Consider the following 20,350-nt stretch of genomic DNA (forward strand, 5'->3'; position numbering starts at 1 on the left):
GACAGACGATGACCGCGCAGCCGCTGGACGCACCCACGCCGCCCCCTTCCCCCACCGCAGGCGCTGATCTCCGCACCCGGATCGCCCGATCCGCCCGCGCCGAGCGGTGGCTGCCCGCGTTCGACCTCGAATGGAAGCAGGCCCTGGAGACCGCCCGGGCGACTCTCAGCCTGGCCCAGCTCTACGCGGTCATCACCACCTGGCAGCGCCGCCTCGACTCCGAGACCGTAGTCGACGCGTTCATCGCCAGCGGCTACGACACCTCCGACGGCATCGCCTTCGAAGACGTGGCCGGTCGGTGAGCAACAGCGCCCTCCCAGCCCGTTTCTCCCCCGCCGCGGCAAGCTACTTCGCCGCCCTCGAACCCAGCGTCCAGGAGCTGCTCCGCGACGTCCTCGATATTGCCTCCCGCGCACCGATGCACTGGCCGGCCTGGGACGCCGCAGATCCCGAGGGGGCGGATCTCCGCTCGGCCACGGTCGGCGCGCTGACCGTCATCTACTGGATCAACCGCATGGACCCGGTCCACCTGTACGTGATGGACATCGTCTGGCTCGGCTGAGCCGAGCAGCGCCAACCGATATCGACTCCCCAATTGGGGAGTCGATATCGCCGTTTACGTCCTGCAACACGTCGTGCACGGTGGTGTGCCATAACTCATCCCATATAGCGTGCTAGTCACTGCGCTAGCCAGCCCGGAGAAGCGCCCTCCCAAAGGTGAGGCCGATCGGGTGGATGACGTCGCGCCCTCCGGCGGTTCTCCGCAGATGCACCCGCACCCACCACCTCTCATGGTGATCGTCTTGTCGTATCAGTGACACGAGGTGATCCCTGTGCCCACGGCCTCCCCGCCGCTCGATGCGGCGAACCTGTCCGCCGTACGGCGCGCGCTCGATCGCAGACTGCAGCTCATGCGCGCGGGTCTGCACCAGGCCAAGGTCTTCGTCGTCGTCAACGGCAAGGGCGGCGTCGGCAAGAGCAGTCTGGCCGCGGCCCTGGCCGTCGCCTGGGCGAAGGCCGGGCTGCGCGTCGGGCTCGTGGAGATGGACGAGCAGGGCAACAACGGCGAGGACCTCGGTTTCACCGGCAGCGTGCTGGCAGACGGGGGACAGGCCCAGGCCGCCGCGATCCTGGACGGCAAGCGCCTTACCCCAACCGGCCAGGTACGGCCCCGCCTGTCGGTGTTCCCGGGCGGTCCCGTCCTCGAGGACGTCCTGGAGGAGCTGTACTGCCAGCGCCGCGCAGCACGACGTGCCGACGACCCGGCCGGGCGCCTCGCCTGGATGGGCATGTACGCCGCGGCGATCGACGCCGTCCGCGACGACTACGACGTGATCATTCTCGACGTCGCACCCGGCTCCGAACCCCTCCAGCTCCAGGCACTCGTGGCCGGCGACTACGTCCTGATCCCCAGCAAGAGCGACCCCAGCTCCCGCAAGGGCCTGCGCACCGTCGCACGCCGCTTCGGCCAGGCCCGGGACATGAACCCGCTGCTCCGGCTGCTCGGCGTGGTCGTCTTCGCCACCAACTCCTCCGCCTCGAAGGTGCAGACGAACATCAAGGAGCAGCTCGTCGGCGACCTGCGCGGCAGCGCGCCCGTGTTCGAGCAAGTCATCCGCTACGTGGAGTCGGCAGCCGTGGCCTGCCGCACCGAAGGCAAGGTCCCGCAGGAGCTGCGGACCTCTGCTGCCATCGCACCCGCCGTCCGCCGGTCCATGGCCGCCCTCGCCGGCGACTACCAGTCCCTGGCCATGGAGATCATGCAAGCCAAGTCCGCGGCGGACCGGACGGCCAGCGCCAACCAGGAGGAAGCAGCGTGAGCACCACCAGCCCGGCCCTGCGCGGCGGCCTGCCAGAGAAGGACGGCGACCTGGACGCCTTCGCCGCGGCCACCGTCACCGCCTTCGCCCCGCCCCGCCGCAGCCTTCCGGCCTCCGCACCGGCCCAGGCCGCCGACACGCCCACCGGGCCGCCCAGCACGCAACCAGCCGCCACAGCCGAGCCCGAACCACGGGAGGCACCGCCAGCCGCCCAGCTCCCGGTGGCAGCCTCCGTCCCGAACACCACCACCGGCTGCACCATCAACGTCAGCGCCGACGTCCGCGCGCGCTTCGCCCACTACCAACTCGTGCAGAAGGTGGAGACAGGTCACGAGCCAACCAACGCCGTTGTCGTCCGCCGGGCCGTCCTCCACGTGCAGAAAGAGAAGCTCTTCGGGCAGCTCCTGACGTGGCTGCGGCAGGGACAGCAGGAGATCCAGGAGGAAGACCTGGACCCCGACGGACTCTTCGGGGAAGCACCGGAGCGACGCACCGAGCGCGGCCGCGTCAAAGACAGCACTCAGCAGTCATTCCGTCCCAGCCGGCGCGAACTCGCCGTGATCGATGCGCTCACCGCACGCCACGGGTTTCCCAGCCGCAGCGACTTCCTCACCGCGGCTCTCGACTCGTTCCTGCCGGCGCTGCCCAAGGCCAAGACCAGGACGCAGAGCACGAGGTAGCCGTATACGCGTGACGGCGGCGCGGGAGACGAGCTGTCCTCCCGCGCCGCCGTCACGCTGCCGGCAGCTAGCCAGCCGGCGGAGCCTTCACCGTGGCCGCCGCACGCATCTGGTTCAGCACCTGCTTGATCTCCGATACGGTCTGCCCGGCTTCCTCGGGTGACTCCGCGAGCGCTCGCCGGACTCCGGCCTGGGTGAGCACCTTCGCGGTCTCCTTCAGCGCGGCCAAGGAGTCGATCAGGTTCTGCATGTCGGCGGAACGGGTGGGCTGTTGTGGACCTGAGTCCGAGGCCGGCTCTCCCGCCGGGCCGGCAGAGGAACCTGCGGCAGGGGCGGACGCCTCCGGCGCCGTCGTGCCGCCCTGCCGCTGTGCGTGCAGGAGCTGCCCCACGATCTGGTGGACCTGCGCCGGAGACGCCTCGCTGTCGAGCGGCGGAAGCTGCTTCACGACCTTGCGGAGCGCCTTCGCCGTGACCCTGCCTCCGTCGCGGGCCACGGCGTCGTAGACGGCCACCGCCGCGTCAGGCCCGGCAGCGCTCACGATGTCGGTCAGCTCGCGGACCTGCGACTCACGCGGCCGCCAGCCCAGGGCGGCAAGTTCCTCACCGATCCGCCACCCCGCCATCAGCCGGTACGCCTGCGACTCGGCGATCTCCCATTTGTTCCAGACGTACTCGGCGAAGTTCGGGGTGCCGGAGTTGCGGTGCAGGTTGCCGCGGCTCATCGCCTCCAGCGACTTGCCCGCCACCCAGAAGGCCCGGTGCAGGTTGTCCATGCCGGCCTGGCACGCCGCAAACTCCTGCTCCTCCTGCGGTGACAGCTCGCCGTCACCGAGAGGGTCGTGCGGCGCGGGGATAGTGTCGAGGGTGGTCCCGACCGGAGCCTGCACGATCACCGCGGCCTCCTGGGCGACCGCGGCCATGCCGCCGCCCAGAAGACCTACCGCCGCCGTCGGCGCGACGCTCGGCTCATCGTCATCGAACAGCCCCATCAGGCGGCCCTCCTGCAGAAATCGATGATCTCGTTGTTCAGCGTGTTCATGTCCTCGGAGAGACCGACGATGGCCTCGGGGACGACATCGGCGACCTTCGCGCGGCCGGCCGCGACGTCGTAGCTGCGTGCGCTCGCAGGAAGCATCGCGGCGTACTCGGAGAACAGCAGCCCCTTGTTCCGGGCGTTCCGGGCGGGCTTCTCGCGGTATCCGACGACGGTCGACAGGATCGGCGTCGTCTCGCCCAGTACCTTCCGGATGTCTTCCTTCACCTCGTTGTGCAGGGACGTCGCCGTCGGGTTCGAGGCGTAGAGGAAGGCGCCGGCGACCCGCAGGTGCGGGTTGACCTGCTTGCGTACGGCCTTGAAGTTCCGGCTGATGCGCCGCATCCCCTTTATGGAGGAGCTGTCCGAGCGGGTGGGCACGACGAGGAAACGGGCCGCGCCCAGCGCGAGCTGCTCCAGCGAGTCGTTCTCCGGCGCCGAGTCGATCACGATGTGCTGGTACCAGCGGGCGATCGGTGCGAGGGAGCGGGCCAGCGACAGCGCCACGCCCGCACCGTCGGTCATCATCCGGTACATCAGCAGTTGCTGGACTTCTCCCACCGCCTCGCCGCCGGGCACCACATCCAGGTTGGGGCGTACCTCGCGGACGGGCACCAACGGGGACCGCCCGTGGATCGACCGGTACAGGCCTTCGCCGTCAAGGATCGGCTCGCCGTCCGGCCTGATTCCGCGGCCGAATTCCTTGATGCCCAGATCGTCGTCGTCCTGGCTGGTCACACAGACCAGGAGGGTGCGCTCACCGCGAGCGGCATGGTACGCAGCGAGGTGCGAGGCGATCGTGCTCTTCCCGACGCCGCCTTTCCCCGTGGCGATCACGGTGCAACTGGCTGGCGGCTCGATCCCTTCCATCGCGTCGCTGAGCACCGACTTGCCTCCCTGCTGCCTGCTGAGTAACCGCCGCTCCCGTACAGGTGCAGCTCACGGCATCCTGACACACCCGCCCGTACCGGGGCGGGGCTGTCGGCCGCGGACTCCCCAATTGGGAGTCGCGGGGAGCCCCGGGATCACATGAGCGTGCCCGCCCTCCAGGTAACGAAGGGCGGGCCCGCGGTCGCGATGTTCTACTGCTCGGCCGGCCGCATCGGGAGGTGGCTGACCGTTGCCAGCGGCTGATCGTCGTCGTCGGTGGCGGTGGCCAGCGCCAGGACCTCGGGGCCGGCCCGGTAGAAGTTCACCGCGCCCACCCGGTAGGCGACCTCCAGAAAGTCCGTCTTGACCAACCGGTTCACGCTCTTCGAGACCGAACCCGGGCTCAGGCGCAGCGCCTCTGCCACGTCCTTGGCCACCTCGCGGACCGTCTGCCCGATCGGTGCCGCCGTGAGGTAGTACGTGAGGACACGCCAGTCGGCACCCGGTGTACCTGCGGTCAGCAGCAGCAGTTGCCGCTGCATCTCCGACGTCAGCTCGACCTCGTGTCGCACTTCCGCTGGGGACGTCATCAGGATGCCGCCTTCCTCTTCACCTCTGCGTTCGCCGGTGCCGGAATGACCGGGAAGCGAACGTCCTTGACGGCCTGCACTTGGTCCTCAGCCGCGCCGTCGAACCCTGAACGCGGGTTCGCCCGGTAGAACACGATCCGCCCGACGCGTTCCGCTTCCAGGAGAAGACCACCTCGGTTGAGCTTACCCACGCGCTTGGCGATGGTATCCGGGCGGCCGCCGATGACATCGGCGATCTCCTTGAAGGTCATCCGGAGAGGTTCGGTGCCGTCGGGGGAGAAGCCCAGGTAGAAGAAGAACACGTCCCGGTCCCCGGCGTTGTACCCGCTGCTCTTGTCGTAGAGCCGTTTCACCAGCTCCTTGGGGACGTTGACGTGGCGGCCGGGGTTCGGCCTCCAGTCGTACCGGATGCCGGTCTTCGGCCTCTCGAAGAACTCCAGTTGGGTGATCTCTCCGGTGTCCCGGTTCACGGCTGTGCCGCGCCGCACCGGGCTGGGTCGGCCCACGGACCCCCACCTCGCACTCTTGCCTATAGGAAATCGGAGTTCCGACCGTATCCACTCCGATTTCCTATAGGCAAGGACATCCGAGATCAAGCTCGCTGGCGTGTCACCGGCCCCGCAGCGCTTGCCTATAGGCAAGCGCAGTATCCTCAACTGCTATTGGAAACGCCTCCCCAAGCTAGAGTAGATCGCTCTGACCAGCGGAAACGCCGAGAGCCTCTAACTACGTAGGAGAACCCCGGCGGCGACGTGCCGCGCCGTCTCGCCGGCCCAAGGGCCGGAGTGCCGTCGCAAGCGACGGCGCGGGGGCCGCCCCGCACGCGGCCAGCGCCCAGGCGGCGCTGGACCCGCCGATCTGCCGCCTGCCCTCAAGTGCTCGGGCGCTTCGCGCCCTGCGCGCTTGACCCCTCGGGCCTGGCGGCCCTCACTGGGCAGTTGCCACTGGATGACGTGCCCGCTGCCACAGCGCAGCAGCAACAGCAGCCGGCGGGTACTCGTGCCCAGGTCGTACGGGCCTGCTGTGTTGTCGTGAAGGTCCGTGATCAGCGGACGGGGTGCGGTGCAGCGGTGTCTCGGATCGGTAGTGGTGCAGTTCCTGCCCGGTGGGGGAGGAGGGGTGTTCCTGCTTCGCACTCGCCTGCTGGTGGTCGGTCGGTCCCACGGTGATCTTCGCCTCTCACCAGGGCTACGCAGGTAGGCGCACCCGAGGGATCGCCTATCGGCCGGTGGTCGTGCGGTCGCTGAGTTGCGGACAGAAGTACGTCGTTGTGTGTCGACGGGGCGTCTGTGAGCAGAGGCGAAGCTCGTGCTGGAGACGAGAGCGGCCGGCGCCCAATCCGCCGAGGCGGGTGGCAAGGGCGCCGGCCAACCGAATGCACCCACGTTCCCGGGAGAGAACCCAGTCACATGGACTACATGACCGAGTGTAGCCAGACGGGAGATACGACGGCCACATCCTTGCCGTCCGTGATGAAAATGCAGTACCGTTTTCTTGTCGGTCTCCGGCCGGCGACTTCTTCCCTCCACCGAACCTCCCACAAGGCAGCCCAGCTCCGGCTGGGTGAGTACGAACCGCCCTCATCGCCGCCGGCCGTGCGCCGGGGGCGACTTCGCCCTGAACCGCGGCCCCATGACGGGCCGCACGCATCGGAGACCGCGATGATTCGCGCTGGACGCCGTGAGTACGTCCGCACCATGGCCGACCTGGCCAAGGCCCGCGGCGTGAGCCTCGGCACTTTCCGGAACACCAAGCCGCACACCGTCGCCGGCCACCCGGCACCCATCAGCTCGACCGGCGCCCGGGTGCTCCTGTGGGACGGTGAGCAGGTCGACGCCTTCTACGACCCCGACGTCGAAGAGATCCCTGCGCTGCCGGCAAAAGACTCGGACGAGGACCTGCTGGACCGGCACGAGGCCGCGGCCGCACGAGGCCTCACGCCCAAGACCTGGGACAGCTACAAGGCGGCACCGCGGCTCCAGGACGCGGTTGTCGTGGTAGGCGGCGTCGAGCACTGGCCCCGCGCCGTGGTGATGTCCTTCGTGCCGGTGGAGCAGCGAAAGAAAGCAGGTCGGCCGGCGGGCGTCGGCGACCTGGCGCCGCGTGACGAGCTGCCGGCCCGCGTCGATGAGTTTCTGGCCGACAACCCCGCCGTCAGTGCGGCCCAGGTAGCGCAGACGCTGGGAGTACACCTGCACACGGCGCAGCGAGCACTTGCCGATGCACGGGGCCGGCGCATCGCCGACCTCATCGAGTCCGAGCAGGAGCTGAGCGCGGAGGAGGCGGCACGCCGACTAGGCTTCCCCCCGGGGGTCATCCGCAGTGCGGCGGCCGCGGCCGGCACAGAGCTGCGCATGCGCCAGGCCGTGCCCTACCTCGGGTCGGTGTGCGACGCCCTCTCCGCGGCGGGGATCACGTTGCAGGGCAGTCCGCCCAACCTGCAGGTCCTGGACGGCGGTGTGTGCGCCGCGTCGGTCGTCCTGGCCGCCGGCGGACCAGTGCCGGCGCTCGTGTGGGACGAGCGGTGGGGCTGGAGAACGGCACCCAGGAGACGGCACCCGGTGGACCGCGACCACTCCAGAGCGCCGGAAGGCGAAGGCATCCGGTACCTCGGAGGCGGGACCACCCCCGAGCCGGCCGAGCTGCTCACGCGACTCCGCGACGGGCGCAAGGGCAGCAAGAAGTCGCCGGCAGCCGCACCGAAGGGGAACGGGTGAAGCACACGGAAGGCGGTGTCGCCGGCGAACCGCTTGCGCGGTCGCAGGTGCTGACCACAGCAGACGGGGTGATGCGCCTGGAGGTGCAGTTCATCGCCCAGGCCGGGCAGTTCGGCCAGCGGCGGCCCGGCCGGCCGGTCCCGTTGGTGCCACCGGCCGAGGGACCGCCAGTTCCGCCGGCGAACGTGGACGAGGTCCTGGCGGCGGCTGTACGGATCGCCCGCACCTTCATCCCTGGGGGCACCTTCGACACAGCCACCTCCCGCGAGGTTCTCAGCGTCGTCCTCACTGCCGTACGGGAGAAAGAGCGGGCCGACTATGTTGCGCGGCTTGACGAGTTCGCCGCACGGCACCACGACCGTCTGGAGCGGCTCTTCCGCGAGTACGGACCCGGCAGCGGTTTCGAGGTGCACGGCAGATACGAGCTGGCGTCCCAGCCGGAAAGCATCGTGATCTGCGAGCGGCTCGATGCCGCGAAGTTTCTCCTGCAGGCCGCCTGGACCGATGAGCTGCCCGAGCAGTGGCTGAGGGACATCGCCGAGGCATGGGTCGTCCATCTGGCCTGGTGAGTGAGGCCAACGTGCAGTACCGGTGAGGCGGGAGAAGGCAGTGCTTTCTCCCGCCTCACCGCAGGTGGAGGCGTTTCCCCACTCCCGGCGATGATGTAAGTGCGGTACAATTCTCTTGTTGGTCGACGGTGGCAGTCGGCCACGACCGAGAGCACTCGCACCCATCCATCAGGGAGTCCCCTGTGCTGAAGCGCACCACGCAGCAGTCGACCACGGCGACAGTCGCCGACCTGCTGCGGGCCATGACCGGCCGGTTCGCCGTCACCATCACCTACGCCAAGCCCGAAGAGACGTCGATCCGCACCATCGAGATCCACGACGTGCTGACCTCCAAGGACGGCCGGATCATCGTCCTGGCCGCCGACCGCGGCGGCGTACGCACCTTCCACCCCGAGAAGATCGACGCCTACACCCTCCTCCACCGGGTTCCCTTCACCATGGCGCCGCCTGCCGGGTACGACCGGCCCGTGCCGGTCCCGCGCAGCACCGCCCAGGTCGTCGCTCTGGAACTGGGCCGCGACGACTGGAGCGGCAAGCCCCTGGCGCGAGCTGCCTGACCGCCCCGGCCCGCCCCCTCTCCCGGGGGCGGGCCCCGCGCGTCCCTCACCAGCCCCGCCACCTCCGGGAGCGCCGCCATGGCCACGAACAGCCCCTGTATCACCAGCACTTCGCCCCCTCCTCCCACGTTCCTGCGCAAGCAGCGCACGGTCCTGTCCTACGGGCTCGGGGCCGACAGCACCGACATCCTGCTGCGGTATCTCGCCGACCCCGCCGGCCACGGGCTGGAGCCCGACCTGTCCGACCTGGTGGTCGTGCACGCCGTCACCGGCGACGAATGGCCCACCACCTTGGACTACGTGAACCGCCTGGTCCTGCCCCGGCTCCGGGCCGCAAACGTCCGGCTGGTGCAGATCGCCCGCGGCGGTCCCCACGACGCCGACGGCGTCCTGATCCTCAGCGACTCCCGCGCCACCGAGCGCATCCTGTCAGCAGGTCCCTGGCGCCTGTCCGACGAACTCACCGCCGCCGGGACCATTCCCCAGCTAGCAAACGGACGCAGAACGTGCAGCATCCGGTTTAAAGGATGGTGTCTCGATAACTGGGCGGAATCCGAATTCGGAAACGAATCCTACCGGCGGGTGATCGGCTACCACTACGGCGAATTGGGACGCGCCGAAAAGGACTCGGCGATCCAGCGGAAGGTGAACGCCGAGGCCGGCCGGACGATCTGCGAACCGCACTACCCGCTCATCCTCGCCTGCCTGGACCGCGCGGCGATCGAGGCCCACGTGCTGCAGCAGCTCGGCGAGCCCATCCAGAAGTCGTACTGCACCTTCTGTGTCTTCAGCGGCGTCTGCGCGTCCCGCGACGTCCACGAGGAGCGGCTGCGCGGCCATCCGCACCTGGCCGCCGACGTCCTGCGCATGGAGCACGTCAGCATGGCACTCAACGAGAACATGGCGATGTACGGCGGCGACTCCCTGTACCGCCGCCTCTCCGAGGACGGCCGCAACACGGAGATCATGACCGCGTTCGAGCAGTCCCTGGACCAGGCCCGCTACGCCGTCTACGAGGTACGCCGCATCATCCCCGTCGGCCGGACCAAAGACTGCAAGACCTGGCACGGCCCCAAGTGCACCACTCCCCGCTGGTGGTGCCGCCAGGAACGCACCACACGCTGCCGGCGCCACCACGGCGTCATCAACGCAGCCGGCGCGGAGGTCACGCCGACGTACTGCGACGGCCCGGACGGCTGCCGCGGCCCGGTCAAGAAGGGCCAGGCCTGGCGTTCCCTGCGCACGTTGTGGGAGGGCGACCGCGCCACCGCCCAACTCCTGGTCCGCCGCTACGCCCAACGGCACGGCGCGCACCTGGAACGCGGCGAGCTGTCCGGCATCGAACGCGCCCACTACGTGAAGCCCGGCGACAGCTACCCGTCGACCGCGGGCTACCTGGTCGCCGCACCTGCGGGCGCCGTCGACAAGCAGCGGCCGAGATTCGAGACCAAGTGGAGCGAACTCACCGGCCGCAAGGGAACCTCCCTGCGCCCACTGCGCCCGCTTCCCCAACCGGTCCGCCGCAGGAACCCGGGACGGCCGCCCGTACGCCGCGCACGGACCATCGCCGGCGTCACGCTGATCGCCTGAACACCCTCACCGGACGCGGGTGACGGTGACGACCTGGTGCCTCGTGGTGCCGGCCAGCGACTCCACGGTGATCCCGCGCGCCGTGGTGTACAGGACGCCGTCGGGCGTCCGGGCCGGCACCCCGGCCGGAGCTTCCCGCAGCCGGGCCGCGGCTTGGGAGGCCAGCACGGGGGAGAGGCGCTGGGTGAGCGCCAACCGACCGCCCGGGGGAAGCTCCACGACCAGGGCCTGCGGCCGCCGGGGCGTCCCGGTGTAGCCGACCACTTGAAGATCGCGGGGCTCCGAGTGCCGCATTTTCTGCCAGATGCGGTGATCACCCCGGTAGGCACTAGATGCCCGCTTGATCACCAGCCCTTCGACGGAGATCGCCCGCAGACTCTCGTACCAGTGGAGCGCCACGTCGGGGTCGTCGGTGGCCGGCACCGGCCTGATCGGGTGCCCCAGCGGCTCCACCAGCTCCAGCATCATCCGGCGCCGCTCCGAGTACGGGCGCGATCGGACGTCGCCGTACCGGGGATGGGCCAGCACATCAAACACCGCGTACTGGGCGGGCAACCGGCGGGACAGGGCGAGCGCCCGGGACGGGGAGGACGCCCTGCGTGCCTGCGCGGCCGCGAAGTCCAGCGCTCCGTCGCGCCAGACCACCGCCTCGCCGTCCAGAACCGTGCCGGGGTCGAGCGCAGCACCCGCGGCCGCCAGGTCTGGCCAGGACGGCGTGATGATCCGACCGGACCGCGCTTGGCAGTCGACTGCCTCCTCACCTCGGAACATGATCATCCGCAGGCCGTCGTACTTCGGCTCGTACCACAGGCCCGGCCCCCGCGGCAGCACGGAGACCGGCTGGGCGAGCGCGACACCGACGGGGATCTCCACCCCTCCAGCGTGCGCCGGAAAAATGGACATCGCGCGCGGTTACCAACCCGGCGAGCCACCGCGCTACGGTGGAGGCCAGCCCCAAATCGGCGCACTACACGGGTTTGCTGTCCAGGACCCTCATTCGGACTCCAGGGGTCGAGATCATTCGTCCGATTGGGAGTCCCATGGCAACCGACCTGTCCGACCTGTCCGAGCCGACCACCCCGCCGCCGCCCAGGTGGTCCCGCATCCTCGCGACGGCTGCGTCCACTGTGACCCTCCTGGCCGGGCTGCTCACCGGTTCGCTGACCGTCCTGCACGACATCGGGCTCCCGCCCGTGGACCACCGGCCTGCTGAGCCGACCGTAACCGTCGTGATCGTCTGTCCCGGGCGTCCGGCTCTCCAGTGGCCGGCGAACGGAGGACGGAGTGGACCCCCGGACGCCCTTTCCCGACCGGCGGCCGCCGGTGAACGAGGACGGGTCGACTGAGCGACCGCGCCGGCCGGTTCCTCGGGGCGGAAGGGGCGCGTCACCCTTCTATGCGTGATGGAAATGCGGTACAGTTTTCTTGTTGGTGATCGTGGCAGTCACCGGCACCGAACGCACCCATTCCTCCCTCCCGTCCCGAGGACTTCATGGACATCCGCATGCGTATGCGGCTGCTGGACTCTGTCCGGCGAGCCGACCAGGCCCAGGCGGCGCACACCGCTGCGGGCCGCGCCCTGACCAGGGCCACCGAAGCCGCCGTCAAGGCACTGGCCGACATCACCAGCCGCGAACAACTGCTCGCCCAGGCCGGCACCGACACCGAACGTGCCGAACGCTCCGACGCCCTGGACGCGGCACGAACCGCCTACATCGACGCCAGCCGCCGCAAGCTGGCGGCCCGGCGGAAGTCCCGCCGCACCTTCCTCGCCGCCCGCGCCGCGAACCGCGCGCTGGGCGAGCACTACCGCCGCTACGCCCGCGGGCGCGGCACCGCAGGCCTGCGCCGTGGAGGCGTGGCAGCCGGCCTGCTCGATGAACTGGCCGCGCTGCCGCTGGAACTGCTGCAGGCCGCACACGTGATCCTGGTGCAGTCCTCCGCGGGCAAGGACAGCGTGGTGATGCTGGACCGGATCGTCACCTGGGCCCGGCAGGCCGGCGTCCTGGACCGCGTGGTCGTCGTTCACTGCGACCTCGGTGACGAATCCGAGTGGCCGGGCGTGCGCGGCCTGGCGCAGCGCCAGGCCGAGCGGTACGGGCTGCGGTTCCTCATCGCCCGCGCAGAGGACCTGGACGCCGAGCCCAACGACGCCGGTGAGCGTCCGGCACTCGGACTCCTTGGCCTGGTCAAGAAGCGCGGCATGTGGCCGGATGCCCTGCGGAGGCTCTGCACCGCCACGCTAAAGCGATCCGTGGCGAACCGGCTCCTCACGAAGATCCTGGACGAGCTGGGCCTGGACGAGCAGGCCGTCGTCATCAACTGCATGGGCATCCGTGCCGCCGAGTCCCCGGCCCGAGCCAAGAAGTCGCCGCTCAGTATCGACCTCCGCACCAGCAGCTCCAACCGCCTCGTCTTCGTGTGGCACCCGATCTTCGACCTCACTGAAACCGAGGTCTGGCAGCGCATCGCCGAGCACGCGCTGGAGTACCACCCGACCTACGACGCACTCATCCCGCGCCTGTCCTGCGTGTTCTGCGTGCTCGCAGGGTTCGACGTGCTCGTGCGCGCCGTGCGGCTGTGCTGCGCGCTGGGACTGGACCTGCCCGCCCGGTACGAGGACCTGGAGGCCGGGATCGGCCACCAGTTCAAGGCCCAGTTCACCATCGCCGACGTCATCGCCGAAGCCCGCCGCCTGGAGACCGAGGAAGGCCCGCTGGCCTGGAAGCGCGGCGACGCGATCGCCCATCACCTCGGCGCGGCCGCGGCCGCCGACTACCTGCGCCGCCTGACGGGAGCGGCCCGATGACCGCTCAGGCGACCGCCCCGGAACGGGAGTCCTTGCCGTTCACGGACCTGGGGGAAATTCCGACGGCATCCGACTGGTGTCAGCGCTGGAACGGCCGCCGGCACTCCTGGCGGCATGTCCGCGAGGGCGGGTTCGACCACCGCCACTACGTGGTCGAACCCTTGGAGGAGAAGGTGGCCAAGGCCTTCGTGCTCCGGCACCACTACTCCAACCGGTACCCGTCGGCGCTCAAGCGGCTTGGTTTGTACAAGGTCAGCGGCGGCGAGCGACGACTGGTCGGCGCCGCGGTGTTCGGGGCCCCGGTCAGCGATGCCGTGCTGAAGCTCCCGTTCCCGAATCTCCGGCCGTACGTGGAATCTGTCGAGTGCTCGCGATTCGTCCTACTGGACGAGTGCCCGGCCAACTCCGAGTCGTGGTTTCTCGCTCGCTGCTTCGAGGACCTGCTCGTCGCTGGTGTGCGCGGTGTCGTGTCGTTCGCCGACCCGGTCCCCAGGCGCAACGAGGACGGTCACCTGATCGCGGTCGGCCACGTCGGCACGATTTACCAGGCCAGTAACGCCGCCTACACCGGTCGCGCGACAGCCCGCACGGTGAAGCTGCTGCCCGACGGCACAGTGCTCAATAGTGGCGCAGAAGGTGCGCCGCCAGGAGCCGGGCCACCAGTACGTCGAAACCATGCTCATCTCGATGGGGGCTTCTGCGCCGCGCGCCGGCACCAAGCCGGCCGTCTGGCTGCGCGAGGCCCTGGTGCAGGTCGGCGCCCGGAACATCCGGCACCGCGGCCCGCACCGCTACGTTTTCCGGCTGGGCAAGAACCGGCGCGAGCGGGAGTCCATCGAACTCGGGCTGCCCGACCGCAGGCCCTACCCGAAACGCCCCGACCCCGTGACGGAGACGACCGGCGCGCAGTCGGCGGCCACGCTGTGACCGGGCTGAGCGAAGCGCGGCGACGGGCGCTGCTCGCCGCCGCGGCGGACCCGGACGGGCTGCTGCCGAAGGGGGTCAACCAGCGAACGGCGATCGCCCTGGAGGGGCTCGGCTACATCGAGCGATGGCCACTCCTTCTTGGGGGGCCAGTTGACGATGCCCGCTCGATGGGCGTCACCGGCGCCGCCGCGGTGATCCTGGCCGGCCGGGCCTACACCGACCTGGCGCGCACCGTGTGGCCGACCGCCGAAACCCCTCTCGCCGGCGTAGGCGGCATGGGCAAGCAGAAACAACTGCTCGCCCGCATCGCCGCCGCAGTCTGAAATGCCCAACTCCGCAGCACCGCTCCGCTAGAATCGGGCCCGCAGTCGTAAGGACTGTGGGCCCGGCTCAAGGCCCGGTGTGTTCGGCCCAGACCGGACGCGCATCACCGAAGGTGCTCCGCACCGAGCCGCCCACCACATCGCATCACCCTTGCTGGCCTCGCTCTTGGCGGCCGGTGAGTCTGGGATCACCGCGAGCCGCGGAAACGAGAGCTTGAGATGCCGAAGAACCACGCGCGCAAGAAGGCCTTGGCCGACCTCAAGGACGAACTGGGCATCAAGCACGCCGACGCCATCGCGCTCCTGGACCACCCCGACGCCGACGAGCGGGACACCCTGGTCGAGTACCTGGAGACGTACATCGACATCACCACGTACCGCGATGCGGTCGACTACCTGCGCCAGGAGCAGAACGACCCGCGCAACCAGGTCATGTGCAAGCGGTGCGGCTGGACGAACGGGATGGTCTGCCCCGAGTGCGAAGAAGGCTGCGGCTGCTCGGTCGGCTGCACCGGCTGGCGGCACGGCGACTACGACGGGGACCTGGACGACGACGACCCGTACGGCTGCCCCGAGTGCGGCGCCGGCGGCAGCGGCGACCCGTACGGCGAGTGCGTCTGCTACGACGACGAAGACGAGGCGGCATGACCCCGGCAACCGACACTGAGGGAGCTCTCCGCGCCGTTCGGCGGGGCCTGGCCGTCTTCCCGCTCCCCGTCGGCGGGCGCGTCCCCGCACCAGGCTGGCAGCAGCTCGCCATCCGCGATGAAGCCGCGCTCCCCGAGCTGCTGGCCGACGGCTGCAACGTCGGCATCGGCTGCCGGGCGAGCAACGTGGTCGCCCTGGACCTCGACACCCACCATGCCGAAGGACCGGCCATCAACGGCATCGAAACCTTCCGCACCCAGCTCGACATCCGCGGCCTGGACGACTGGCCCGCCACCTTCACCGTCATGACCCCGAGCACCGGCCTGCACCTGTACTTCCGGGTGCCCGCCGACTGCGCCATCGGCAGCATCTCCGGCGGGCGGTCCCCGCTCGGACCCGGCATCGACGTGCGCGGGCCCGGCCGCCACAGCGGCGGCTACCTGGTCGGCCCCGGGTCCATCGTGGCCGGCCTGCCGTACACCGTCGTGCACGACGCGCCCGTCGCGCCGCTGCCCGGCTGGATCGCCGACCGGCTCGCGCCCCGGGAGGCGGGCCGGTGAACTGGGACAACGCCATGTCCGTGTGTACGTACCACACCGCCGGATTCACCGACGGCGAGCTGGACGCCCTCGAGGAGTACCACGAGCGCCACGATCAACTGGGCCTGCAGGCGTACTTCGACCCCGAGGAGGAGCGGCTGGCCGACGCCGACGACCTCGCTGGCTTCTTCCGCGAGCGCGCGGACAAGCTGACCCGCTGGCACCACGAACTCACCGCCCTGTTCGCCGACCCCCGGCTGGAGAACGAGCGCCGCCGGGACAACCCGTACGGGCCCCGCTACGACGAACGCGGCGAGGGTCCGTACTGCGCGGCCGTCGCCCGGTTCCTCAACATGGCCACCGAGGACTACCACCGTCACCGCCGCAGCTTCGAGTACGCGGTCACGGTATGGGCACTCGGACGGACCGCCCCGGACACTTACCCGCCCGACTCCCGCTCCCTCGACCTCGAAGACCGGGCACTCCAGCTCTGGGGCTGACCGCCCTGGGCCCACGTGATACCCGTCGCACCTGTACGTCAGGCGACGGGAATCCACCGTCTCCAACTCCACCCGGCCAAAGCGGCCCTGGCCCCGCCCGTCCACGGGCAACCTCACATCACCGGCCGCCCATGAGGAACAGGGCCGAGGCGGGATTGGCCAGCTCTTTTGCCAACTGCTGGCTGCCGGCGCCAGCGGCCCGCAGTTCTGCCGCCACTTCGGCCACAGCAGCCTTCGGGTCCTGGCCATCAACCACGACCTTGTCCTGTTCGGCGAGCATCTCCAAGACGTCGGCCGTCTGCTCGAACGCCTGCGGGAGCCGCTCGACCAACTGCTTGAGCACCTGGACGGTCTCCGACAGGACCGGCGCCGACAATGCTCGCGCATCGTTCAGGACGACATGGTTGAGCTGCTCGATCAGGTCTCGCGCCTGACGCGCCAGCTTCGCGGGGTCCGTCTTCGTGGCCATGCTTCCACTCCTCAGCTCTGAGACAGAGCGGCCAGTCTCCCAGGTGGAGAAGCGGCGCCATCGCAGATCACACCGGCGCCCGCCCCTGCCAGCGATCGAGAGGCGCGCGGCCGGCCCGGGGAGCCGCGGCTGGGAGCCGCAGCCGTACGGGGGCGGGCCGGGGGCTCTCGCCCGCGACCGCGAAATTGCCGTCGTTCACGGGGAGTTGGCGCCCATACCATCACGGGATGAGCGAATTGGTGCCGAGACCCCGGCGCAGCCTGTTCTATCGGCATCCGCTGCGGCGGGCCCTGCTGGATACGTCCGTGCTGAGTACGGACGTGATCGCCGCGACCCGCCGAAAGCAGCCGTCCAGTTTCGAGGCCGGCGCCCGGGCGGGCACGGTCCGGGCCTTCATCCCGGCGCACGTGTGGGAGGAGATGCCTCGCGTGCTGGCCGACAGGAAGCGCGAGGGTGGGAAGTTCGACCTGGACCGTGCACTGGGGATCTGGTTCGGCCGGTACGCGCCCGTGCTCTTCGTGGTGGACACGGATAGCTTGCCGATGACGCCCGAGGCCGAGGTGCTGGCCCTGGAAGATCCCTCGGATGTGGGGATGCTGCAACTGGCCGCTGTAATCGCTCCCGTGGTGCTGATCGCCACCGACGACGACCTCCTGCGCAGCAATCTGGCATCGGCCGACTGGATTGCCCTGCGCGCCGCGCTGGGGAAGGTCGGCGTCACCGAGGGGTCGATGCACGACTTCGAGCAGGCGTCCGGCTTTGCCATCAACGGGCTGACCGCTGCCGTGGGGGGCGCAGTCCGGCTGGCCCGCGCCAATCCGGTCGCTGCCGGAGCGGTGGCGATGGCGGCGGGAGCGGGGGCGCTGTACTGGAGGCGCCGCGCCGCAGTGCTGGAGCGGCCCGCTCGTTCGGGGCCCGGCGCCTTCATGACGGTGCTGGCGGAGCTGGGGACGCGCCTCGGCAGGATTGAGGGGCGTCACACACAGGGCGAAGAGGTCTGGCAGCGCGCCGAGCTGGGTGTACCGGGCGATTCCTTGCTGCACCAGGTGGCCCGCACTTTGGCGGAATCGCCCCAGCCCATGACCCGCACCGCTCTGCTGGCGGTGTTGGAAGATCCGGGAAACGCTTCGCACACCGCGCGTATGGCGGAGCTGCGGGAACTGCTGGTCGGTCACCCGATGTTCGTGGATGCCGGCCGCGGCCGCTGGCAGATCGGGCGTCGGGGGGCGGAGGCGCCGCGGCCCGGCACGGCCCAGCCGGACTCTGAGCGGGGCACGCTGCCGTAAGAGCGCACGGTCCGACCTGACGGGCCTGGGCTCCGTCACCGGCCTGCTGGGGCCGACGGGCGCTGGCAGGCCCTGGGCACGATCGGCTGGCGCTCGTTCAGGAGCAGCTACGCCGTGCGGCGCTGCGGCCCTTTTCTCCGGGGCGGGGGCTGCCCGGTTCGCCGCCGGGGCGCGCGCCGGGCCTCCGCTTCGCTACGCCCCGGGCCGAGCGCTCCGCGCTCTCGCGCGCTGCGGGAGTCGGCAGCCGGGCCCGGGCCGCTCCGCGCCCGTGCCCTCGCTCCGCGCTGCCGCCCCCCTTGCCCTCGGCGCTGCGCGCCTCATGTCTCCGGTGCTCCCCGAGCTGCCCCCGCCTCGGGTCGCAAAACCCCTCTCGACCTGCGGGAATTCATCGAAAGACACGGCACATCATCTCCTCTGAGTGATCTAAATGCGGTACAGTTGTCTTGTTGGGAAGGCCTCGTGGCAGGGCCTCCCGGATCCGAATTCACGCACCCAACTCAGGGAGATATCCGTGCCGTTCGACCTCGACAACCCGTTTGAAATCTCGTGCTTTTCCGTCCTGCACCCGGACCGCTTGGTCCATGAGTCGGTGGGCAAGCCGGATGTGACGCTCAACCTCGCCGAGGTGCTGGCCGGGCCTGCCCCGTACGCCACCCTCGTCCTCGCCGACGGCATCGAGCTGCACCACCAGCCCGCCAGCACCGAGCCGGTGAACACCGTCGCGGCCGCACTGGCCGACCGCTCCGGCTACGACGGCAGCGGCATTCGGGGCGTGGTCCACCTGACCGGCTCCAGCGGCGACACCGACCACGCCGTGGGCATGACCGACGGCGACTTCATGAGCCTGTACGAGCTGCTCGCCTCCATCTGCAACGTCATGGGCGTTCGGCTATGGCGCAAGATCCGCCCCGCCGACCTGGTGACCATCCGGTACACCGACCTCGCCACGGGAGACCTGTTCTGGTTCGGCGGGACGTCGCACCGCCTCATGCAGGTCAAGGACTTCCCGGCCGGCCAGGAGAACAAGCTCAGCCCCGACGCGAAGGTCATGGTCTTCGACGACGGCGAAGAGTTCAACTGGTACCCCGACAGCAGCTTCCACGACCGGGCCGACCGCGCCCCGTCCGGGTACTGGCAGCGAACCGGGAACCAGCTCCTGCCCGCCGACGTGTAGCCCCGCCGGGGGCGGCGGCAATGCCGCCCCCGGCCACCCCGCCCAGCCCTCCCCACCTTCCTGGAGCAGCCATGCCCGACACCGAACACCCGCGCGGCCGCGATGTGTCCGCCGCCCTCACCGAAGTCCGCACCGTCCTCTCCCGCGCCGAGCACGCCATCGGCAGCCTCGAACGCGGCCCCCTGGAGCACATGTACGACCCGACCGGCTGCATCCCGCTGTCCGAGGGCGGCCGGTGGAAAGTCGCCTACGACCCCGACCACGACGCGATCACCGAGGCGCTGCGGGCCGTGGTGGCCATCCTGGAGCCCTGGCGGCGCACCGGCCGCCCGGCGGGCACCGAAGCCCAGCGCAACGCCCAACGGCACGGTGTGACGTGCGTGTGCGGCCGCCTGTGGGCGAGCCGCCCCGGCCCAGGCCACGCCATCTCGGGCACCTGCACCCGATCCGGTGAGACCGCCCCCCAGCACACCGACTGAACCCCGCCGGGGCGGCGGTGATGCCGCCCCGGCCTTCCTGAAAGGCGGCAGACATGTCCTCCGATCCGCACACTTCCGAGGACGAGCCCCGCGTCACGGTGGCCGTCCAGCTCGATGTCACCGAGACAGTCAGCTACGGATTCCGCGCCGAGGTCACCATCCCCGCCAGCGTGGCGGCAGACCCGGCCGAGTTGCATGACCACATGGCCCAGGACGAAGAACTCTGGCTGGACAGCCTCGATCCCACCGGCGCCATGGGCGGCAGCATCGACGTTCTTGAACGGGCGATCGACTCCGTCACCCTCTGCGCCGCCGGTGACGGCCCGGCCTCCGAAGTCCCGCGCGGGGCTATCCGCGATGGAGGGCCGCTCGCACCAGGCTGCTCGCCGAAGGGCAGCCGGGAGAGGGAAACATGAGCACCACGTACACCGTCGTCTGGGAGATCGACCTGGACGCTGACGACCCCGTCAGCGCCGCGCGCAAGGCACTGGTCATCCACCGCGACCCGAAGTCCTGGGCAAGCGTGTTCACCGTCCACGGACCCCAGGCGCGCTCCGTCACGGTCGACCTGGACCCGGAGGGCACAGACCCGTCCGGCAACGGCGCTCCGGCCGTGACCCCGGACGCCTGCCCCGCATTACCGATCAAGTCCTGACCTGGAAAAACAGGGGCGCGCTCGCCCCATAAGTGATCAAAGTGCGGTACAATTTTCTTGTTGGGAAAGCTCCGTGGCAGGGCCCCAACGACCGAAGCACCCACCCACCCACC

General features: G+C 70.0%; 26 protein-coding genes and 1 pseudogene. 21 read left to right on the plus strand and 6 right to left on the minus strand.

Annotated elements, in window-relative coordinates:
- Positions 1–8 precede the first annotated feature (8 nt).
- The 4 genes from RVR_RS36860 (at position 9) to RVR_RS36875 (ending at position 2,500) form a co-directional block, all read left to right on the plus strand.
- Positions 9–302, plus strand: a complete 294-nt coding sequence (locus tag RVR_RS36860; RefSeq protein WP_202239882.1) for a DUF6247 family protein — start codon at positions 9–11, stop codon at positions 300–302.
- Entirely contained in the window at positions 299–562 is a 264-nt protein-coding gene (locus RVR_RS36865; RefSeq protein WP_237405498.1) for a hypothetical protein, read from the plus strand. The genes RVR_RS36860 and RVR_RS36865 overlap by 4 nt, the downstream gene beginning before the upstream one ends.
- 271 nt (positions 563–833) lie before the next feature.
- On the plus strand, positions 834–1,820 hold the full coding sequence (locus RVR_RS36870; RefSeq protein ID WP_202239884.1) for a ParA family protein: 987 nt from the start codon (positions 834–836) through the stop codon (positions 1,818–1,820).
- Positions 1,817–2,500 (plus strand): ribbon-helix-helix domain-containing protein, encoded by a 684-nt coding sequence (locus RVR_RS36875; RefSeq protein ID WP_202239886.1) that lies wholly within the window; start codon positions 1,817–1,819, stop codon positions 2,498–2,500. The genes RVR_RS36870 and RVR_RS36875 overlap by 4 nt, the downstream gene beginning before the upstream one ends.
- Before the next feature lie 67 nt (positions 2,501–2,567).
- On the opposite strand, the gene RVR_RS36880 is transcribed toward RVR_RS36875, so the two are convergent.
- The 4 genes from RVR_RS36880 to RVR_RS36895 form a co-directional block, all read right to left on the minus strand.
- A complete protein-coding gene (locus RVR_RS36880) occupies positions 2,568–3,491 on the minus strand; it encodes a hypothetical protein (RefSeq protein WP_202239888.1) in 924 nt (307 codons plus the stop codon).
- Positions 3,491–4,420: a ParA family protein gene (locus RVR_RS36885; RefSeq protein ID WP_202239890.1), complete on the minus strand. Its 930-nt coding sequence runs from the start codon at positions 4,418–4,420 to the stop codon at positions 3,491–3,493. The genes RVR_RS36880 and RVR_RS36885 overlap by 1 nt, the downstream gene beginning before the upstream one ends.
- Positions 4,421–4,617: 197 nt before the next feature.
- Complete coding sequence (locus RVR_RS36890) at positions 4,618–4,995, minus strand: MarR family transcriptional regulator (RefSeq protein ID WP_202239892.1); 378 nt, start codon at positions 4,993–4,995, stop codon at positions 4,618–4,620.
- Positions 4,995–5,501 carry a winged helix-turn-helix domain-containing protein gene (locus tag RVR_RS36895; protein ID WP_202239894.1) on the minus strand — a complete coding sequence of 169 codons (507 nt, stop codon included), beginning with the start codon at positions 5,499–5,501 and terminating at the stop codon, positions 4,995–4,997. Before RVR_RS36895 ends, RVR_RS36890 begins: the two co-directional genes overlap by 1 nt.
- 1,191 nt (positions 5,502–6,692) lie before the next feature.
- Between RVR_RS36895 and RVR_RS36900 the strand changes: the two genes are divergently transcribed.
- The 4 genes from RVR_RS36900 (at position 6,693) to RVR_RS36915 (ending at position 10,428) form a co-directional block, all read left to right on the plus strand.
- On the plus strand, positions 6,693–7,712 hold the full coding sequence (locus RVR_RS36900; RefSeq protein ID WP_237405499.1) for a hypothetical protein: 1,020 nt from the start codon (positions 6,693–6,695) through the stop codon (positions 7,710–7,712).
- Positions 7,709–8,281 carry a hypothetical protein gene (locus RVR_RS36905; RefSeq protein WP_202239896.1) on the plus strand — a complete coding sequence of 191 codons (573 nt, stop codon included), beginning with the start codon at positions 7,709–7,711 and terminating at the stop codon, positions 8,279–8,281. Before RVR_RS36900 ends, RVR_RS36905 begins: the two co-directional genes overlap by 4 nt.
- 182 nt (positions 8,282–8,463) lie before the next feature.
- Complete coding sequence (locus RVR_RS36910) at positions 8,464–8,838, plus strand: WYL domain-containing protein (protein WP_202239898.1); 375 nt, start codon at positions 8,464–8,466, stop codon at positions 8,836–8,838.
- A gap of 78 nt (positions 8,839–8,916) precedes the next feature.
- Entirely contained in the window at positions 8,917–10,428 is a 1,512-nt protein-coding gene (locus RVR_RS36915) for a hypothetical protein (protein WP_202239900.1), read from the plus strand.
- 6 nt (positions 10,429–10,434) lie between these two features.
- Here RVR_RS36915 and RVR_RS36920 read toward each other — a convergent pair whose 3' ends face one another.
- Positions 10,435–11,301 (minus strand): ATP-dependent DNA ligase, encoded by an 867-nt coding sequence (locus RVR_RS36920; RefSeq protein WP_237405500.1) that lies wholly within the window; start codon positions 11,299–11,301, stop codon positions 10,435–10,437.
- A 167-nt stretch (positions 11,302–11,468) separates the two neighbouring features.
- Here RVR_RS36920 and RVR_RS36925 point away from each other — a divergent pair, with 167 nt between their 5' ends.
- The 8 genes and pseudogenes from RVR_RS36925 (at position 11,469) to RVR_RS36955 (ending at position 16,174) form a co-directional block, all read left to right on the plus strand.
- Positions 11,469–11,774 carry a hypothetical protein gene (locus RVR_RS36925; protein ID WP_202239904.1) on the plus strand — a complete coding sequence of 102 codons (306 nt, stop codon included), beginning with the start codon at positions 11,469–11,471 and terminating at the stop codon, positions 11,772–11,774.
- A 146-nt stretch (positions 11,775–11,920) separates the two neighbouring features.
- A complete protein-coding gene (locus RVR_RS36930) occupies positions 11,921–13,237 on the plus strand; it encodes a phosphoadenosine phosphosulfate reductase domain-containing protein (RefSeq protein ID WP_237405501.1) in 1,317 nt (438 codons plus the stop codon).
- Positions 13,234–13,767: pseudogene (locus RVR_RS39315) on the plus strand (Mom family adenine methylcarbamoylation protein); the annotation flags it as partial. The gene RVR_RS36930 and the pseudogene RVR_RS39315, both read left to right, overlap by 4 nt.
- 94 nt (positions 13,768–13,861) lie before the next feature.
- Positions 13,862–14,164, plus strand: coding sequence for a hypothetical protein (locus tag RVR_RS38490; protein ID WP_237405502.1), 303 nt, complete (start codon positions 13,862–13,864; stop codon positions 14,162–14,164).
- A complete protein-coding gene (locus RVR_RS36940; protein WP_202239906.1) occupies positions 14,161–14,487 on the plus strand; it encodes a hypothetical protein in 327 nt (108 codons plus the stop codon). The genes RVR_RS38490 and RVR_RS36940 overlap by 4 nt, the downstream gene beginning before the upstream one ends.
- A 219-nt stretch (positions 14,488–14,706) precedes the next feature.
- Positions 14,707–15,135 carry a hypothetical protein gene (locus RVR_RS36945; protein ID WP_202239908.1) on the plus strand — a complete coding sequence of 143 codons (429 nt, stop codon included), beginning with the start codon at positions 14,707–14,709 and terminating at the stop codon, positions 15,133–15,135.
- Positions 15,132–15,695 (plus strand): bifunctional DNA primase/polymerase, encoded by a 564-nt coding sequence (locus RVR_RS36950; protein WP_202239910.1) that lies wholly within the window; start codon positions 15,132–15,134, stop codon positions 15,693–15,695. The genes RVR_RS36945 and RVR_RS36950 overlap by 4 nt, the downstream gene beginning before the upstream one ends.
- Positions 15,696–15,709: 14 nt before the next feature.
- Positions 15,710–16,174, plus strand: coding sequence for a hypothetical protein (locus RVR_RS36955; protein WP_202239912.1), 465 nt, complete (start codon positions 15,710–15,712; stop codon positions 16,172–16,174).
- A gap of 118 nt (positions 16,175–16,292) precedes the next feature.
- Here the strand turns inward: RVR_RS36955 and RVR_RS36960 are convergent, their stop codons facing one another.
- Positions 16,293–16,643 (minus strand): hypothetical protein, encoded by a 351-nt coding sequence (locus tag RVR_RS36960; protein ID WP_202239914.1) that lies wholly within the window; start codon positions 16,641–16,643, stop codon positions 16,293–16,295.
- Positions 16,644–16,870: 227 nt separating this feature from the next.
- On the opposite strand from RVR_RS36960, the gene RVR_RS36965 reads away from it, so the two are divergent.
- The 5 genes from RVR_RS36965 to RVR_RS36985 all read left to right on the plus strand — a co-directional run bounded on the left by RVR_RS36965 (position 16,871) and on the right by RVR_RS36985 (position 20,237).
- Positions 16,871–17,929 carry a PIN domain-containing protein gene (locus RVR_RS36965; RefSeq protein ID WP_202239916.1) on the plus strand — a complete coding sequence of 353 codons (1,059 nt, stop codon included), beginning with the start codon at positions 16,871–16,873 and terminating at the stop codon, positions 17,927–17,929.
- Between the two features lie 589 nt (positions 17,930–18,518).
- A complete protein-coding gene (locus tag RVR_RS36970; RefSeq protein ID WP_237405503.1) occupies positions 18,519–19,103 on the plus strand; it encodes a hypothetical protein in 585 nt (194 codons plus the stop codon).
- A 71-nt stretch (positions 19,104–19,174) separates the two neighbouring features.
- Entirely contained in the window at positions 19,175–19,582 is a 408-nt protein-coding gene (locus RVR_RS36975; protein WP_202239920.1) for a hypothetical protein, read from the plus strand.
- Between the two features lie 53 nt (positions 19,583–19,635).
- A complete protein-coding gene (locus tag RVR_RS36980) occupies positions 19,636–19,998 on the plus strand; it encodes a hypothetical protein (RefSeq protein WP_202239922.1) in 363 nt (120 codons plus the stop codon).
- Entirely contained in the window at positions 19,995–20,237 is a 243-nt protein-coding gene (locus tag RVR_RS36985; RefSeq protein WP_202239924.1) for a hypothetical protein, read from the plus strand. The genes RVR_RS36980 and RVR_RS36985 overlap by 4 nt, the downstream gene beginning before the upstream one ends.
- Positions 20,238–20,350 lie beyond the last annotated feature (113 nt).

It is taken from the genome of Streptomyces sp. SN-593, assembly GCF_016756395.1.
GTDB classification, from domain to species: Bacteria; Actinomycetota; Actinomycetes; order Streptomycetales; family Streptomycetaceae; genus Actinacidiphila; species Actinacidiphila reveromycinica.